Source organism: Pseudomonas sp. LBUM1640, from assembly GCF_059716225.1.
Genome location: NZ_CP166816.1, coordinates 2,181,479 through 2,197,717 on the forward strand (window position 1 = coordinate 2,181,479; position 16,239 = coordinate 2,197,717).

The 16,239-nt window shown below is 59.4% G+C and carries 12 protein-coding genes, 4 tRNA genes and 1 pseudogene; 12 read left to right on the forward strand and 5 right to left on the reverse strand.

Annotation, left to right across the window (positions count from 1 at the left end; translation table 11 throughout):
• Positions 1-953: 953 nt before the first annotated feature.
• Complete coding sequence (locus ACA065_RS09845; RefSeq protein WP_497694331.1) at positions 954-1,961, reverse strand: NADP-dependent oxidoreductase; 1,008 nt, start codon at positions 1,959-1,961, stop codon at positions 954-956.
• 228 nt (positions 1,962-2,189) lie between these two features.
• Here ACA065_RS09845 and ACA065_RS09850 point away from each other — a divergent pair, with 228 nt between their 5' ends.
• The 4 genes and pseudogenes from ACA065_RS09850 to ACA065_RS09865 all read left to right on the forward strand — a co-directional run bounded on the left by ACA065_RS09850 (position 2,190) and on the right by ACA065_RS09865 (position 6,650).
• Entirely contained in the window at positions 2,190-2,951 is a 762-nt protein-coding gene (locus tag ACA065_RS09850) for an SDR family oxidoreductase (RefSeq protein ID WP_116630422.1), read from the forward strand.
• Between the two features lie 204 nt (positions 2,952-3,155).
• Positions 3,156-4,568, forward strand: coding sequence for an aminotransferase-like domain-containing protein (locus ACA065_RS09855; RefSeq protein ID WP_497694332.1), 1,413 nt, complete (start codon positions 3,156-3,158; stop codon positions 4,566-4,568).
• A gap of 996 nt (positions 4,569-5,564) precedes the next feature.
• Positions 5,565-5,744 (forward strand): annotated as a pseudogene (locus tag ACA065_RS09860) (HAMP domain-containing protein); the annotation flags it as partial.
• Positions 5,745-5,945: 201 nt separating this feature from the next.
• Positions 5,946-6,650, forward strand: a complete 705-nt coding sequence (locus tag ACA065_RS09865; protein WP_497695325.1) for a methyl-accepting chemotaxis protein — start codon at positions 5,946-5,948, stop codon at positions 6,648-6,650.
• Positions 6,651-6,687: 37 nt separating this feature from the next.
• Here ACA065_RS09865 and ACA065_RS09870 read toward each other — a convergent pair whose 3' ends face one another.
• Together ACA065_RS09870 and ACA065_RS09875 are read right to left on the reverse strand one after the other, a co-directional pair.
• A complete protein-coding gene (locus ACA065_RS09870; RefSeq protein ID WP_497694333.1) occupies positions 6,688-7,500 on the reverse strand; it encodes an alpha/beta fold hydrolase in 813 nt (270 codons plus the stop codon).
• Positions 7,501-7,616: 116 nt separating this feature from the next.
• On the reverse strand, positions 7,617-8,375 hold the full coding sequence (locus ACA065_RS09875) for a hypothetical protein (RefSeq protein WP_497694334.1): 759 nt from the start codon (positions 8,373-8,375) through the stop codon (positions 7,617-7,619).
• A 370-nt stretch (positions 8,376-8,745) separates the two neighbouring features.
• Here ACA065_RS09875 and ACA065_RS09880 point away from each other — a divergent pair.
• The 5 genes from ACA065_RS09880 to gltS all read left to right on the forward strand — a co-directional run bounded on the left by ACA065_RS09880 (position 8,746) and on the right by gltS (position 10,571).
• Positions 8,746-8,821, forward strand: a tRNA-Glu gene (locus tag ACA065_RS09880).
• Positions 8,822-8,824: 3 nt separating this feature from the next.
• Positions 8,825-8,900 (forward strand) — tRNA-Gly (locus ACA065_RS09885).
• A 105-nt stretch (positions 8,901-9,005) separates the two neighbouring features.
• Positions 9,006-9,081, forward strand: a tRNA-Glu gene (locus ACA065_RS09890).
• 3 nt (positions 9,082-9,084) lie between these two features.
• A tRNA-Gly gene (locus tag ACA065_RS09895) sits at positions 9,085-9,160 on the forward strand.
• Positions 9,161-9,359: 199 nt separating this feature from the next.
• Positions 9,360-10,571: a sodium/glutamate symporter gene (gltS, locus tag ACA065_RS09900; RefSeq protein ID WP_497694335.1), complete on the forward strand. Its 1,212-nt coding sequence runs from the start codon at positions 9,360-9,362 to the stop codon at positions 10,569-10,571.
• A gap of 11 nt (positions 10,572-10,582) precedes the next feature.
• Here the strand turns inward: gltS and ACA065_RS09905 are convergent, their stop codons facing one another.
• Entirely contained in the window at positions 10,583-11,374 is a 792-nt protein-coding gene (locus tag ACA065_RS09905; protein ID WP_497694336.1) for a helix-turn-helix domain-containing protein, read from the reverse strand.
• A 138-nt stretch (positions 11,375-11,512) separates the two neighbouring features.
• Here ACA065_RS09905 and ACA065_RS09910 point away from each other — a divergent pair, with 138 nt between their 5' ends.
• Positions 11,513-12,616 carry a polyamine ABC transporter substrate-binding protein gene (locus ACA065_RS09910; protein ID WP_497694337.1) on the forward strand — a complete coding sequence of 368 codons (1,104 nt, stop codon included), beginning with the start codon at positions 11,513-11,515 and terminating at the stop codon, positions 12,614-12,616.
• Between the two features lie 74 nt (positions 12,617-12,690).
• A complete protein-coding gene (locus ACA065_RS09915; RefSeq protein WP_497694338.1) occupies positions 12,691-12,942 on the forward strand; it encodes a hypothetical protein in 252 nt (83 codons plus the stop codon).
• A gap of 58 nt (positions 12,943-13,000) precedes the next feature.
• Here the strand turns inward: ACA065_RS09915 and pdxR are convergent, their stop codons facing one another.
• Complete coding sequence (gene pdxR / locus ACA065_RS09920; RefSeq protein ID WP_497694339.1) at positions 13,001-14,482, reverse strand: MocR-like pyridoxine biosynthesis transcription factor PdxR; 1,482 nt, start codon at positions 14,480-14,482, stop codon at positions 13,001-13,003.
• A 77-nt stretch (positions 14,483-14,559) separates the two neighbouring features.
• Between pdxR and ACA065_RS09925 the strand changes: the two genes are divergently transcribed.
• Positions 14,560-16,224, forward strand: a complete 1,665-nt coding sequence (locus ACA065_RS09925; RefSeq protein ID WP_497694340.1) for a M24 family metallopeptidase — start codon at positions 14,560-14,562, stop codon at positions 16,222-16,224.
• Positions 16,225-16,239 lie beyond the last annotated feature (15 nt).

Genomic DNA, 16,239 nt, shown 5'->3' on the forward strand with positions numbered 1-16,239 from the left:
TCACTTTTGGCAAACGCCCCAAAAGTAACCAAAAGGTCTTTGCCCCACCACTCGGTGCCTCGCTTAGGCTCGGCATGCCCGCACTCCGGCCCGTTTCCGCGGGTCGCCGCGATGGGCCATCCCTGGCCCAGCGCGGCTAAACCGGCATCCCTGCCGGTTTACCCGCTCCACCGTGCCTACTTGCGGCCATCGTGGTTAACGGGGCCTGTCAGATCAAGATCAAAAGCAGATCAAAAGCAGAGCACGGCGGCCTAGTAGCCGACCTGAGTGGTTGAAGCAAAAGCAGGGCAACAGCACAGCAAAAACAGGGCAAAGGCAGATCTGCTTTTCTGTGGGAGCTGGCTTGTCGGACCGCCGAACCGCTGCGATTGCATCAACTGGTTATGCCTGATGTACAGAGGTGTCTGCATCGCAGGCAAGCCAGCTCCCACCTTTGACCGAGTGCACACATCTACCTGATGTACTGAGCTCAAAATGTGGGAGCGGGCTTGCTCGCGAAGGCGGTGGGCCAGTAACAGATGAATTGACTGACACACCGCCTTCGCGAGCAAGCCCGCTCCCACATTTAGATCTCATTCCATCAGATGGATACTGTGTTGCCGTGCTTTTGCCCTGCTGTTGCTTCTACCACTCAGGTCGGCTACTAGGCCGCCGTGCTGTAGATCTTGATTTTGATTTTGATCTTAGGCGCCCCGTTAAACCACGCTGGCCTCACGCAGGCTTTGGAGCGGGGGTAAACCGGCAGGACGCCGGTTTAGCCGCGCTGGGCCAAGGATGGCCCATCGCGGCGGCCCCCGCTCCAAAGCCTGCGTGAGGGCACACCGAGCCGGAGGCGAGGTGCCGAGTGGTGGGGCAAGAGCCTTTTGGTTACTTTTGGGCTCTTTTCAAAAGTGACCCGCTGTAAGAGCGGAACCAATTCAAGCCATCACCCAAACAACGGATATGTCCCAGACTTAGCTAACCTTCAACACCAACTTCCCAAAATTCTCCCCGTTAAACAACTTCATCAACGTCTCCGGAAAAGTCTCCAACCCCTCGACGATATCTTCCTTGCTCTTGAGCTTACCCTGCGCCATCCACCCGGCCATTTCCTGCCCGGCCGCGGCAAAATTCGCCGCATGGTCCATCACCACAAACCCTTCCATGCGCGCGCGATTAACCAGCAGTGACAAGTAGTTGGCCGGGCCTTTGACCGCTTCTTTATTGTTGTACTGGCTGATTGCCCCGCAGATCACCACCCGCGCCTTCAGCGCCAGACGGCTGAGCACCGCGTCGAGAATGTCGCCGCCGACGTTATCGAAATACACATCCACGCCTTTAGGGCATTCGCGCTTGAGGGCGGCGGGCACGTCTTCGCTTTTGTAGTCGATGGCCGCGTCAAAACCCAATTCGTCCACCAGGAATTTGCACTTATCGGCGCCACCGGCAATGCCCACCACGTGGCAGCCTTTGAGCTTGGCAATCTGCCCGGCGATGCTGCCCACCGCGCCGGCGGCGCCGGAGATCACCACGGTTTCGCCGGCCTTGGGCGCGCCAGTGTCGAGCAGGGCGAAGTAGGCGGTCATGCCCGTCATGCCGAGGGCTGACAAGTAGCGCGGCAGGGGGGCGAGTTTGGGGTCGACCTTATAGAAACCACGTGGCTCGCCGAGGAAATAATCCTGCACGCCCAGCGCGCCGTTCACGTAGTCGCCAACCGCAAATTTCGGGTTATTCGAGGCAATCACCTTGCCCACGCCCAACGCACGCATCACTTCGCCAATGCCCACGGGCGGAATGTAGGATTTGCCCTCGTTCATCCAGCCGCGCATTGCCGGGTCCAAGGACAGGTATTCATTGTGCACCAGCACTTGGCCGTCCCCCGGCGTGCCCACCGGCACTTCCTGGTAGGTGAAGGTCTCCCGCGTGGCCGCGCCGACCGGGCGTTTGGCGAGCAGGAACTGGCGGTTGGTCTGGGCAGTCATGGCAAGGACTCTTTAGAAATGAACCCTCAGTGATAGACCTGGAAGCGGCTGAGGGCAAGGGTGTGCGAGAGGCGCGAATGCCCGCCGATAGGTCTGGCTGATAGTGAGGCCAGTGCTCTTATCACCGCAATTCATACGGCGCTCACTGGCCTTCTGATAGTGCTGACGCTCGCGTGCCGCCGTTGGCTAGACTCGGCCTACGGCTATTTCTTGCATAGGACACCCCTCATGAGCATGACGTTTTCCGGCCAGGTCGCCCTGGTGACTGGCGCCGCCGCTGGTATTGGCCGCGCCACCGCACTGGCATTTGCCGCAGAAGGCTTGAAAGTAGTGGTTGCCGACCTGGATGTGGCGGGCGGCGAGGGCACCGTTGCGCTGATTCAGCAGGCCGGTGGCGAGGCGCTGTTTGTGCGCTGCAACGTCACGCTGGAAGCGGATGTGCAGCAACTGATGGCACAGACCATCGCCGCCTATGGGCGCCTCGACTATGCCTTCAACAATGCCGGGATCGAGATCGAGAAAGGCAAGCTGGCCGATGGCAGCCTGGATGAGTTCGACGCAATCATGGGCGTTAACGTCAAGGGCGTGTGGCTGTGCATGAAGTACCAGTTGCCGCTGCTGCTGGCCCAAGGCGGCGGGGCGATTGTCAACACCGCATCGGTGGCGGGGTTGGGAGCGGCGCCGAAGATGAGTATCTATGCGGCGTCCAAGCACGCCGTCATCGGCCTGACTAAATCGGCGGCCATTGAGTACGCGAAGAAGAAAATTCGCGTGAATGCGGTGTGTCCTGCCGTGATCGACACCGACATGTTCCGCCGTGCCTATGAAGCCGACCCGCGCAAAGCTGAGTTTGCCGCCGCCATGCACCCGGTCGGGCGCATTGGCAAAGTTGAGGAAATAGCCAGTGCCGTGTTGTACCTGTGCAGCGACGGTGCAGCGTTTACCACGGGGCAGGCGCTGGCGGTGGACGGCGGCGCGACGGCAATCTAGGACTCGATGACACTGCCTATTCGAAAAAGGCCAGGGACGCTGTGGGGCGTTTCCATGGCTGGCACAAGGCCTCGTCAGATTGTGTATCAGTAGGTAAATAATCCAATAAAATCAATACTTTAATAAATTTTTGCGGCCGGCTGTACCGGGCTTCTGTGCTTAACTGTTTAGGGTTGATTAACAGACAGTTGAAGTGAGTGGCTCATGGATTTAGGCATCGATCGACAAGCCCTTGTACCGGTGGTGCAGCAAATCGTCAGTGCGGTGGCGCAATGGATTCGCAAGAGCGGCGCAAGCCCCGGTACGCGCTTGCCGTCCATTCGGCAATTGGCTCTCGACAACCTGCTCAGCCAGTCCAGCGTGATCGAAGCATTCGAGCGAATGGTGGCCCAAGGGGTATTAGCATCCAAACAGGGCTCGGGATTTGTCGTGGCCCAACCGCCGGTCTGCCTTGAAAGCCAGTGGTATGAAGGTGCGGAGCAGGGCTGGGGAGCCTACGTCGATGGCCCGCTCGGTGAGTTGAACCTGGGTTGCGGCTGGTTGCCGGACGCTTGGCGTGAAAGCGATGACATTTGTTACGCCATACGCGAGATCAGCCGTACCGACACCGCCGGCCTGTTTAACTACAGCACGCCGCTGGGGTTGCCGGTGTTACGCGAGCAATTGCTCAAGCGGCTGACCCAGATGAAGGTGGTCACCCACCTCGATTGCATTCTCACCACCCATGGCGCCAGCCATGCGCAGGACCTGTTGATACGCACACTGCTCAAGGCTGGCGATACGGTGGTGGTCGAGACACCGGGGTATGCCAACCTCTATCGTCAGTTGGAGCGTCACGGCGTCAAGCTGCTGGAAGTCCCGCGTGCCGTGGGTGGCCCAGACATCCCGGTGTTGGAAACGCTGCTGCAAAGCCATCGTCCCAAGTGCCTGTTCATTAATTGCCTGTATCACAACCCCACAGGCACCAGCCTGTGCCGTGTGGTGGCCGAGCGTCTGTTGCAACTGGCGCGCAGCGAAGATTTCCTGATCGTCGAAGAGGACGTCTACGGCGACTTGCAGCACGCCAGTTGCACACGGCTGTCGGCGCTGCCTCATGAAGGGCGGGTAATCTATATATCGAGCTTCTCCAAAACCCTCAGCAGCGCCTTGCGGGTCGGGTATCTGAGCGCCAGCGTGGCGATTGTCACGCAAATGGCCGCGCTCAAGACGTTGACGGGCATCGGCACCTCGCGGTTTGCCGAAGCGGTGGTGGCCACGCTATTGGCCAACGGCACCTACCGCAAATGGGTGCAGCGCCTGCGCAAGCGCTTGAATCTGCAAATGGCCGCGACCTTGCAGGTGCTGGAGGACGAAGAGTGGGAGGTATTTGCCGTACCGGCCGGCGGCATGTTTGTGTGGGCGCGGCCTGGCGTCGGTGACCGTTCACGTTTGCCGGCATGCGCCCGGCGACTGTGTGTGTTGCTGACACCTGGGGCGCTGTTCAGTCCCAAAGGCGAACACAGTGACTGGCTGCGCATCAATGTGGCCTATGCTGCTGATCAGCGCGCGCTGGCGTTGTTCCGTGCCATGGGGCCCGCCAGATCGACCTCGACCATTCTGAAAACGACGAACGTGTAGCTTTTTGCCATTATTGTGGCGCCAACGTCTTGTGCCGGTAGCGCGTCGTTGCGAATCTCGCAGCATGGAAACCAGGCTTGATGGCATCTGCCATTGCAAGAGGATTCAAGTGCAATGATTTCGGCCGTGCAACGACGTTTCGCCAACCTCGGTATGGCGAAAAAATTGGGCTTGGGCTTCACGCTGGTGCTGCTGCTGACGGCGCTGGTGGCGGCCATCGGCGTGTGGTCCCTGCAAACCGTTGGCCTGCGTTTCGAAGGGCTCAAGGCGATGTCTTCGCTCAACAGCGGCCTGCTCAAGGTGCGTTTGATCGAGCAGGATTACGCGCTGCACGCCGACCCCAAGGCCGTCGACGCCCTGCACGAAAGTGTCGATGCCTTGGCGGCGCAGGCGGCCAGCCTCAAGGCCCAGTCCGCCGCCAATGTGCCGGTGATGAGCGAGGTCGAACAGGCGTTGGCCGCGTATCGCAAGGCGTTCGACGAGTTTGTCGAGCTCACCCAGACCAAGGACCTGGCCCTGGAAATGGCCAGTTGGTCGGTGTCCAGTGTGGCCAATAACCTCGACGTGTTGCAGGCAGGCCTGGCCGACGATGGCGCCTATGGCCTCAAGGAAAGCCAAGGCAAGGAGGGCGCCGAATTTATCGAGCAGGCAGGGCAGGTCAGCCAGGTGTCGCGGTTGATGTTGCAAGCCATGAACGAAGCGCGGCTACGCCTGGATCAGAGCCGCAAGGTCGATGCGGACAACGCCGAGCAAGGCAAGATCGAGCAGGCCGACCAGGCCCTGGCGCAAGTCGAGCAGCTTAAAACCTCGGTCAAGGATGCGGGTTACCAGACGGTGCTCAACGAAGTGTCCGGGCATATCGCTGCGTTCAGCGAGAAGCTCGGCGAGTACACCGGGTTGCTGGCCCAGGAAAAAGTCGTCTACAAGCAATTGCATGACCGCGCCGATCAAGTCGTCAGCCGGGTCAACCAGGCGTATGACGCTGAAGATCAATCCATGCAGGCACAGCTGAAAAAAAGCGCGCTGCTGATCGTCGGTTCGTCAGCGCTGGCACTGCTGGTGGGCTTGATTGCTGCGTGGGTGATTACCCGGTTGATCGTGGCGCCATTGCGCAGTGTGATCGCCGTGGCCCAGCAGATTGCGGCGGGCGACCTGAGCGGGCGTATGGAAGTCAGCCGCCGTGATGAAATCGGCCAGTTGATGCAGGCGATGCAGCAGATGAGCAGCGGCCTGAGCCAAATGGTCAGCGGGTTGCAGGCCGGAATCGAGCAATTGGCCAGTTCGGCGCATTCACTGTCCAGCGTCACCGAGCAGACCAATGTTGAAGTCAGCAGCCAGAAGGAAGAAACCGAGCAGGTCGCCACGGCGATGAACCAGATGACCGCCACGGTGCATGACGTGGCACGCAACGCCGAAGAGGCCGCGCACGCCGCGCAGACCGCCGATGACAAAGTTGATAGCGGCCAGCAGGTGGTGCGTCAAAGCCTGCAGCGCATTGAATTGCTCGCCACCTCCAGTACCAGTGCCAGCGCGAGTATCGAAAGCCTGAGCGCGGAAATCCAAACTATCGGCACCGTGCTGAGCGTGATCAAAAGCGTGGCCGAACAAACCAATTTGCTCGCCCTCAATGCGGCTATCGAAGCAGCCCGCGCCGGCGAACAAGGCCGAGGTTTTGCGGTGGTGGCCGACGAGGTGCGGGCGCTGGCCAAGCGCACGCAGCAGTCGACCGAGGAAATCGAGCGGCTGGTGAGTACGTTGCGCAGTGCGGCGCAGTCCTCGGTGCAGCAGATTCAGCAGAGTGGCGAGCTGGTGAAGCTGGCGGTCAGCGATGCGCTGGAAACCGAGAGTGCGTTGGGCAGCATCGCGGCAGCGGTGTCGTTGATTCAGCAGATGAACCAGCAAATTGCCGCGGCGGCCGAGGAGCAAAGCTCGGTGGCCGAAGAGATCAATCGCAGTGTCACCAGCATTCGTGCCAGTGCCGATCAGTCGGCGTTGAGCATGCAAGGCAATGCGGCGTCGAGTATCCAGTTGGCGCAGTTGGGGGCGGAACTCAAAGGCATGGTGGGGCACTTCCGGCTTTGATCACGGCGTGTCAGCCGTGATCAAAGGGCCGGGCAGGTCAGGCGTGGTTGGCGAGGAAGGTCAGCAGCGCTTCGTTGACGAAGTCCGGGTTTTCTCGGGAAGAGATATGCCCCGCGTCCGGAATCAGGGTCAGGCTGCAGCCAATCAGTTCGGCCATTTCCCGAGATTCGGCGGGTGGCCGGGGTTTATCCTGCTCGCCGCACATGACCAGGGTGGTGTCGGGGTCCAGGCGTGGCAGTTGGTCCAGTATGTCGGCGCGGCTGAAGATCAGGCGACCCAGCGGCACGATGCTTTGCAGCAGGCGCTCCTTGGGGAAGGCCTGCAGCGCCTTGCGATAGTCCTGGTACAACGCTGACTCGCGGTCGATGCCGGGGCGAAAGAAGATCGGGGCGACCACATCCAGCAAGGGCTCAGGGATGGCGCCGGCGTCTTCGATCATCTTGAACAGCGAGAAGTAGTACTGACGCGTGGCCTCGGGTTCGGCGCCGAGGTAGGTGTCCATCAGCACCAGGCTGTTAATACGCTCAGGTGCCAGTAGCGCAAGGCGCGCGCCCCACATGCCGCCGACCGACAGGCCGACCAGATTGATGTGCGCGATATCCAACTGATCCAGCAGCGCCAACGCCTGGCGCGCGAGGTCATCCAGGGATCGGGTTGGCGCCGGTAGCGGACCGGACTCACCATGCCCCCACAGCTCGGGGACGATCACGCGGTACTGTTGCGACAGGGCTTCTATTTGCGGGCCCCACATGTCGCGGTCCCACAGGTAACTCGAACCCAGCAGCACAACCGGGCCGGTGCCCTGGTCGACATAGTGCAGCGGTTGTCCATCAATCACGGCAACAGGCATAGCAGGCCTCTAACTTCACGGAGTGAGGGGCACTTTTTTACGCTAGTCGGGGGCGGGGGGATAGGTGCAAAGTGATGGCATGTGGCGAGGAACTCGCCACATGGGAGGTAGGGCGATCAGTCGTAGATGGCTTTCTTTTTCCACTCGGCGTCGGCATCGACGACTTTCAGGCCTTCGGTCAACTCGTTGACTTCATCTTCGGCGGGCTGGCTGTTGGTCAGCACCGTGGAGTTGGCGCGGGCCAGTTGGTTCTCCAGCAATTGCAGCTGGGCACTGTAGAGCACCGGCTCCGGCTGTTTACGCAAGTACTGTACGCCGCGTTCGAACGCCAGACGTGCCTGGCCAGGCTGGCCTTGTTGCAGGGCGTGCTGGCCGAGGTTGTTGAAGAACTCGATGTGCAGCAACACCAGGATATGGCGAATTTCCTTGATCCAGTGCTTGGCTTCGTTGGTCGGCAGGAAACCATCCTGGGCCGCACGGGTGACTTGGCCGTGCAGGGCTTCGAGCAGGAAACGCACGTCCTTGGCCTTGGCTTCGGTCTGGATCGGCGCGGGAGGGTTGGTCACCGGAATCGATTCGCCCTGGCCGATCAGTGCATTCAACTCAGCGATACGAGCCTTGAGCGGCGCGCTGGACTTGTTGAGGTTCAACAGTCGCTGGTTGACGTTGAGCTCCAGGCGGGTCAACAACAGTTTCAGTTTCGGGGTCATCAACTGGCCTGGGAACGTCTCGGTGATTTCACCGCAACGACGCAGCCGATCGTTAAGCTCGATCTCGGTGCGCTTCTTTTCCAGCTTGTTGTTTTCCACCACGTGGTTCATGTAGCCAATGGCGATCAGTATTACGATCCCGGCTATTACCAGCAGGGTGATCATGAGTGGTGTCACCGGTGTGACCTCTTTATAGGGTTTGCTGTGGAGTGTAGTGACTGGGCCATCCGACGGATAGGATTGTTCGACCAGTTGCCCAGGTAGTTTCTTCTATATAGGTAAGCGTTCCCTGCGTGGATGCACATTGCCATCATTTGCTGAGGCGAACTATAGCGCCTTGTCGGGCGCCAGAATATAGGCGCCAAAGCCTGGACGGGCACAATGCCCGCAAAGCCCTGGAAAGCAGGGGGAAGTCATTGATTTAAATAAATTTATCCTTGGGGGTTGACGACCTTTCAATCCATCCATAGAATGCGCGCCACTTACAGCGTAAAGCACACAGCGAAACGCGGTAGGGAGTGAATGTTGTACGTGTGTCCCCTTCGTCTAGTGGCCTAGGACACCGCCCTTTCACGGCGGTAACAGGGGTTCGAGTCCCCTAGGGGACGCCATATGCGGGAATAGCTCAGTTGGTAGAGCACGACCTTGCCAAGGTCGGGGTCGCGAGTTCGAGTCTCGTTTCCCGCTCCAATTTTTAAGCAGTGTTGCCCTCGGGCGGCATTGAGTGAAACCAGGGTCAAGTCTTCGGATGAGGCCTCTGGGCACTGAAATACACACCATGTGTTTCAGTAGCGTGTCCCCTTCGTCTAGTGGCCTAGGACACCGCCCTTTCACGGCGGTAACAGGGGTTCGAGTCCCCTAGGGGACGCCATTTGCGGGAATAGCTCAGTTGGTAGAGCACGACCTTGCCAAGGTCGGGGTCGCGAGTTCGAGTCTCGTTTCCCGCTCCATATTTAACGAAAACGCCGATCAGTGATGATCGGCGTTTTTGTTCGTGCCGATTTTATCCGGCAATACACACCACCCTGTAAGCCTAAGTGCGAAGTGAGTAGGAATAGTCTGTAATCACTTTCGGGTAGCTGTGTACCTGTTCCGCTGTCTCTACTCTGGCCAGCCCATTCTCCTTGTTCACTTCAGAGAACTGCCCAGATGCTGCAACTCGATTTTTATTCAACCTTGGTCGCCGCTTCTCTCGTGCTGTTGCTGGGGCGTTGGCTGGTGACCCGAATCAACTTTTTGCGCGCCTACAGTATTCCGGAACCGGTCGCGGGTGGTTTATTGGTAGCCGCGTTGCTTCTGGCGTTGCGCGCACTGGCGGGCATTGAGGTTCGATTCGACGCGTCTTTACAAACCCCATTGATGTTGGCGTTTTTTGCCACCATTGGCCTGAACGCGGATTTCGCCAGCTTGAAACGAGGTGGGCGCGTACTGGGTATTTTCCTGCTGGTCGTGACGGCCTTGCTGGTGGTGCAAAATGCCATGGGCATTGCCTTGGCCAAAGCGTTGGGGCTCGACCCATTGATGGGCTTGCTGGCCGGTTCTATCACCTTGTCGGGTGGGCACGGCACAGGCGCCGCCTGGGGCGCGGTGTTCAGTGAGAAATATGGCGTGGCCACCGCGTCTGAACTGGCGATTGCTTCGGCGACCTTTGGCTTGGTGCTGGGCGGCTTGATTGGCGGGCCGGTGGCGCGCTTGCTCATCAAGCGTGTCCAGGTGCCGGGCGTTGAACACTCGCAACCGCGCCTGCCAACAGGTTTCGAGCAGCCCAATCGCGAGCGCATGATCACCTCGTTTTCGTTTATCGAGACGTTGGCGCTGCTGGCGATCAGCCTGCAAGTTGGCACGTTCCTGAGTGGTTTTATCCAAGGCACGGCCTACGAGTTGCCGACCTTTGTGTGCGTGCTGTTCGTGGGTGTGGTGTTGCGCAACGGCTTGTCGGCACTCGGCTGGCACCAAGTGTTTGAGCGTGAGGTGTCGTTGCTGGGCAATGTCAGCTTGTCGTTGTTCCTGGCGATTGCGTTGATGTCGCTCAAGCTCTGGGACCTGGCGGCGCTGGCGTTGCCGATTGTCATCCTGTTGGCGGCACAGGCGTTATTGATGGCGCTGTTCGCGATTTTCGTGACGTTCCGGGTGATGGGCCGTAACTATGATGCGGCGGTGCTGGCGGCAGGGCACTGCGGTTTCGGGTTGGGCGCCACGCCCACCGCAATTGCCAATATGCAGGCGGTGACACAACGCTTCGGCCCCTCGCAGATTGCCTTTCTGGTGGTGCCAATGATGGGGGCGTTTTTTATCGACATCACCAATGCGGTGGTGATCAAGTTGTTCCTGGCGCTGCCGTTCCTGGGGGCGGCGGGCTGAGGGCGCCGATTTCAAATCACGGTGTAAACATCTTGTTTGGGCATGAAGAAACGCGCAAACAGTTCGGACTGTGATTTGATATTCAACTTGTTGTAAATATTGCGCCGGTGCACCTTTATGGTTTCCGTCGACAGCGACAGTTTGCCGGCGATCTCTTTATTCGAGAAACCACTGAGCAGCAATTTGAGTACGTCCTTTTCACGCATTGTGATCTGTGTGCCGAGCTGAATAATCGCTTCGGACCAGAGTGGCGGCTCAGTGAGATTTTTATCCACGTCAATTTCAAAGCACATGCGTTGGTGCATCAAGGCCATCACCCAAGGCTTGATAATCTCCAGTGTGGTGATCTGCTCCGGGCTGAATCGCACGTTACTGCCAAATGAAATGCACAGGGTTCTGTCCGCGTCGAGCTGGACGTTGTACTGCACCTCATCCACGGACACGTACTGGGCAAAATACTGGTGGTAATACTCGGTGGTCAGAAAGTGCTCCGGTGCGATGTCCGACAAATGAAAAAAGCCACTCTGCGGGTTTTCACGGTTGGCAATGTAGAACGGATCGAGCAGATAAAGGCCTTTTACATAGCGTTCCGTCAGTGCGTCGACTTCTTCCGCGTCGGCGACCTCGGTCACACAGATAACGTTGACCTGTTGATCGCTGAACACCAACACCACCCAGTTATCGATCTGCACATACTCCTTTACCACGCGCACCAGCGAGCTCCAGAAGGCCGGGCGGTTCAGCTCCATGATCAACTTGCCCGCTGATCGATGCCAGGCCAGGTTATGAAGGTCGAGTGACATGTTCTACCCCTTTAGGGTTAGGGATTCGTGGTGCCGAGCTAAGTACTTGTAGGTATTTACTAATCGGCGACGCCGGGTATATTCACCAGCCAGTGGATCATGGCCTTGAAGGCCTGTCGTTTTGACAAGGATAGTTATATGAGTCAATCACATTTGCGAGCCATTTTTTTGGCCTCGCTGCTCTGTGTCGGTATCAGCGCGCCGGCAGCGGCCGCAGAGCCACGGGTAAATCTGTACAACTGGTTCGGGCTGATCGCGCCAGAGACCCCAAAGGAATTCGAGCAAAAAACCGGCACCAAGATGCACGTGGATGCCTTCGACAGCGCCGAGATCATGCAGAGCAAAGTCATGGCCGGGCGCACCGGGTATGACGTCGTCGTCGCCACCTCGAATGTCCTGCCAAGCCTGATCCAGGCGGGCGTGCTTGCGCCGCTGGACCGCAAACAGCTGAGTAACTTTGCCCATATCGACCCTGAGATGTTGGCCCTGCTTTCGGCTAACGACCCAGGCAATCGCTACGCCATTCCCTACTTGTGGGGCACCACCGGCATTGGTTATGACGTTGATAAAGTCAAAGCAGCCTTGGGTGACAACGCCCCGGTGGACAGTTGGGACCTGATCTTCAAAGAAGAAAACATCAGCAAGCTCAAGTCGTGTGGCGTGGCGATGCTCGACTCGCCAAGTGAAATCATTTCGATCGCCCTGCATTACCTGGGGCTGCCAAGTAACAGCCAGAACCCTGAGGATTACCAGAAAGCTCAGGCGCTGCTGTTGAAAATCCGCCCGTACGTCCTCTACTTCGACTCCTCCAGAACCGACGCTGACTTTGCCGATGGCAATATCTGTGTGGTCGTGGGGTGGGCGAGTGGGGCGTTAACGGCACAGGCCATCAACGAAAAAAACCACACCGGCCGCAAGATCGCCTACAGCTTGCCGCGCGAGGGTGGGTTGGTGTGGTCGGAGAACTTTGTGCTGCTCAAAGACGCCCCCCACGCGAAAGAAGGTTTGGCATTTATCAATTACATGCTTGAACCGAGCGTGATTGCCAAGAGCTCCAACCACACGCTTTACCCCAATGCCAACAAGGATGCCACTGAGCTTGTAGAGCAGAAGCTGCGCGACAACCCGTGGATTTACCCTTCCAAGGAAACCATTGCCACGCTGGTTCCCCTCGAGCCGTTGCCGTTGAAGTTGGAGCGAATCCGCACGCGTGTGTGGACCAAAGTGAAGAGCGGTACGTGATCGGTTGAGCGAACGGGCATGTCTTGCGACTGACCAAGGGGCTTGTGTAAAGGTCCCAGAGAGGGAGAAAAATCATGGGCCAACGTGATGACCAGTGCGACGTAAAATCGGACGACTACAAGGCGTACAAGGAAATCGAAGAGCAGATTGGTCACTGCACGCCAGAACAAGCCTGGGCCATGTATTACGTCTCGACCGGGATGGTGCGTGAACACGTGACGCGAGCGGTCATGGAACACATCGGCAGGGGCAACAGGGCACTGCTGCTGGAGTTCCCTGAACTTGCCCGGGTGGAACAGCAGTCGCGTTTAATGCTCCCTCTCTGAACGCTGCACCTCCAAAAACGCCGATCAATCATGATCGGCGTTTTTTGTGGGTGGGTGTTCAACGGGAGTTCATCGCCCGCGCCAAGCGCAACGTGGCTTGACGGATCTCATCCCGATCCAGCGAAGCAAACCCCAGGCGCAGTGCATTTTCCGGCAGGTTCATGGGCGAAAACTGACGCGCGCTGCGCACCACAACCCCCTGGCCCAGGGCGGCGTCTACCAACTGATCGACGTCTGTTTCATCCTGGAAACGCACCCACAGCGCCAGGCCGCCTTCGGGCTCGCGCACCTGGATACGCTCGCCGAATGCCGCGTGCAGGCAGCCCTGCAGAACCTCTCGACGCGCCGCGTATTCTTTCGACACGCGGCGCAGGTGTTTTTTCAACTCACCTTGATTGATCAAATCTGCCAGCATCTTCTGCGCGACCGCGTCGGTGTCCCCGACCACCAGTGCGGCGCTCCTCTGCAGCACTTCAATCACGCTGGCCGGGGCCACCACATAACTGCAGCGAAACGTCGACCCCAGCGCCTTGGATAACGAGCCGATGTAGATCACATGGCGTTGCGCGTGATCACTGGCCAGCGGCAAGTAGGGGCGCCCATTGAAGTGATATTCGTGGTCGTAGTCTTCCTCAATGATGCAAAAGTCATGCAACGCCGCCAGGGCCAACAGCTGTTGGCGGCGCGCCGCATGCAGGCTCACGGTGGTGGGGAACTGATGGTGGGGCGTGACGTAGATCATCCGCACGTTATGCGCTTGGCATAACTGCTCAATGTGGTCGGTGCGGCAGCCTTCATCGTCCATGTCGACGGTGACCAATCGCGCGCCCAGCTTGCGGAAGATCTCCCAGGCCGGTGGGTAGCTCAGGCGCTCCACCAGCACCACGTCGCCTGGCTTGATCAGCAGGCTGGCGGTCAGGTACAGCGACACCTGGGTGCCTGGCGTGAGGCAGATATTCTCGGCGCTGACCGTTAGCCCGCGATTGCTGCGCAGCATCTCTGCCAGCGCGCAGCGCAACTCATAGCCGGTGCCTTCACTGCCGTAGCGCACGCTGTTGGATGCAAAGCTGCTGCGCAACGCGTTGCGGTAGTAGCGATGCAACACCGCCTGCGGCAGCAAGCGGTGATCGCAGGCACCGTTATCGAAAAACAGCGCGTCATGGCGGTGCTCGAGTGCGATGACCTGGGCGTTCTGGGTGAAATACGGGACCACGGCCTGCGCCAGCAGGGGCGGTGCAAACGACGGCTGCACGCGAGTGGGCAGTGGCGTGGGCGCCAGTTGCGCATTGACGAACGTCCCGCGGCGCGGTTCGCTGATCAGCCAGCCTTTGGTCAAGGCTTCTTCGTAGGCCAGGATCACGGTCTTGCGGTTGACGGCGAGCAATCTCGCCATCTCCCGCGTGCCTGGCAACAGTGTGCCGGGGGGCAACCGGCCCTCAAGGATCGCCGCGACGAGGCCTTCGGCAATCTGCCGATAGGTCGCTTGGCCTGTGTTCGCATCCAGCTTGAGCAGCGGGCGCCATTTACGCATCTGGACCATCTGAAGTATCCAAAACTGGAGGTTCTAATGGGCCTAGTCTAGCGCAACAATCAAGCCTCACTCACCCCGAGGTTTTTATGCACACACGCCATGTAATCGAACTGTCTCCCTCGGGGAAAACCTTTGAAGCCGGTGACGAATTGTTGCTCGACGCGATGCTCGCCAGCGGCCTGTGCGTACCGTTCTCGTGCCGACGCGGTGCATGTGGCTCGTGCAAGGTCGTGGTCACGCAGGGGCAGTACCGGGCCAAGCAACTGCTGCCGGGCGCACCCGCACCCAGCTATCCGCTGGCGGCGAATGAAATGCTGTTGTGCCAAAGCCATGCCTGCGCCGACATGCGCCTGGAGATTCCCGGTTGGTCACTGGACACACCTGCGCTGGTCGTCGAGGCGACGGTGCTGAGCAAGCGTGCACTCAGCCCCGACATCATCGAGTTGGTGGTGATGCCGGATAGGCCGTTGGCCGTGCGGGCGGGCCAGTACCTCAAGTTCCGCCTGGTCGATGGCGACTCGCGTTGCTTCTCGATCGCCAACCTGCCCGCCGAAGGCGATGGGCGCCTGGTGTTTCAGATTCGCCGGGTCAGCGGCGGGCTTTTCTCCGAGACCTTATTGGGCGACCTTGAGGCCGGCGATCTGTTGCAACTGGAAGGGCCTTTTGGTGCCTGCACCTGGCAGGACGATGACGCTGCGCCGGTCGTCCTGTTCGCCACGGGCACCGGCTACGCAGGTATCAAGCCGATCCTGCTGAGCGCCTTGAAACAGGAAGTGGAGGTGACGTTTTACTGGGGCGGCGCGCAGGCGGCAGATTTTTACGACCGCGCATTTCTGGACAAAGCGGTCATCGACCACCCGCGTTTTCACTGGCACCCGGTATTGGCATCGCAGGGCAGGGTGCAGGAAGTGGCGCTGAGCCATGGCCACCCCTGGCAAGCGGCTCAGGTGTACGCCTGCGGTAACGGCACCATGATCAGCCAGGCGCGTGCCGACTGCCTGGAAGCGGGTTTGCCGAGCCATCGTTTTGTCGCAGAAGCCTTCGTACCCAGTGGCCGGTCGAGCGCCGACACGCTGCTCAATACGCTGGATGAAACCTGGGAAAAAGTTGGCCCACGGTATTCGCTGGACGGCATGCTCGCCGCGCGTGAAAAAACCGTGCGTGCGCTGGCAGCGATCGCCAGCCAGTTGAAGGTCGGCATGACCACCGGCGCCGCCCTGGAAATGGCCAGCCAACAGTTGCAGGCCATGGGCGCCTCGCATACTTGGCACCCGACTTACATCCGCTTTGGCGACGACACGGTGCGCCCCTCCCGGGAGGGGATTGACCCGCTGCGCACGCTGCGCACGCTGCGCGCGAGCGACATCGTGGTGGTCGACCTTGGCCCGGTGTGGGACGGCTACGAGGGTGACTACGGCGACACCTTCATTTTCGGTGAGGCGCCGTTGCACCTCGATTGCAGGAGGGTGCTGCATGAAGTCTTCGATGAAACACGTGAGGCCTGGCTGCAGGGCATGACCGGTTGTGAACTGTATGACTTCGCTGAAGCGCGTGCCGTGGCAAAAGGCTGGCGGCTGTCACGCAACCTGGCAGGTCACCGCATTGCCGATTTCCCGCATGCGTTGTTCGGCGACAAGGCGCTGGCCAACCTGGACATCACGCCCAGCGAAATGGTGTGGGTGCTGGAGATACAGCTCTGTCATCCCGCGTTGCCCATCGGTGGGTTTTTCGAAGATATCCTGATGCGATGAGCCCGCCATTGCGGC

Bases quoted from the DNA above. Each gene is read 5' to 3' on its own strand.
- ACA065_RS09845 (WP_497694331.1), bottom strand. From the start codon at position 1,961: ATGACTGCCCAGACCAACCGCCAGTTCCTGCTCGCCAAACGCCCGGTC.
- ACA065_RS09850 (WP_116630422.1), top strand. From the start codon at position 2,190: ATGAGCATGACGTTTTCCGGCCAGGTCGCCCTGGTGACTGGCGCCGCC.
- ACA065_RS09855 (WP_497694332.1), top strand. From the start codon at position 3,156: ATGGATTTAGGCATCGATCGACAAGCCCTTGTACCGGTGGTGCAGCAA.
- ACA065_RS09865 (WP_497695325.1), top strand. From the start codon at position 5,946: ATGACCGCCACGGTGCATGACGTGGCACGCAACGCCGAAGAGGCCGCG.
- ACA065_RS09870 (WP_497694333.1), bottom strand. From the start codon at position 7,500: ATGCCTGTTGCCGTGATTGATGGACAACCGCTGCACTATGTCGACCAG.
- ACA065_RS09875 (WP_497694334.1), bottom strand. From the start codon at position 8,375: ATGATCACCCTGCTGGTAATAGCCGGGATCGTAATACTGATCGCCATT.
- gltS (WP_497694335.1), top strand. From the start codon at position 9,360: ATGCTGCAACTCGATTTTTATTCAACCTTGGTCGCCGCTTCTCTCGTG.
- ACA065_RS09905 (WP_497694336.1), bottom strand. From the start codon at position 11,374: ATGTCACTCGACCTTCATAACCTGGCCTGGCATCGATCAGCGGGCAAG.
- ACA065_RS09910 (WP_497694337.1), top strand. From the start codon at position 11,513: ATGAGTCAATCACATTTGCGAGCCATTTTTTTGGCCTCGCTGCTCTGT.
- ACA065_RS09915 (WP_497694338.1), top strand. From the start codon at position 12,691: ATGGGCCAACGTGATGACCAGTGCGACGTAAAATCGGACGACTACAAG.
- pdxR (WP_497694339.1), bottom strand. From the start codon at position 14,482: ATGGTCCAGATGCGTAAATGGCGCCCGCTGCTCAAGCTGGATGCGAAC.
- ACA065_RS09925 (WP_497694340.1), top strand. From the start codon at position 14,560: ATGCACACACGCCATGTAATCGAACTGTCTCCCTCGGGGAAAACCTTT.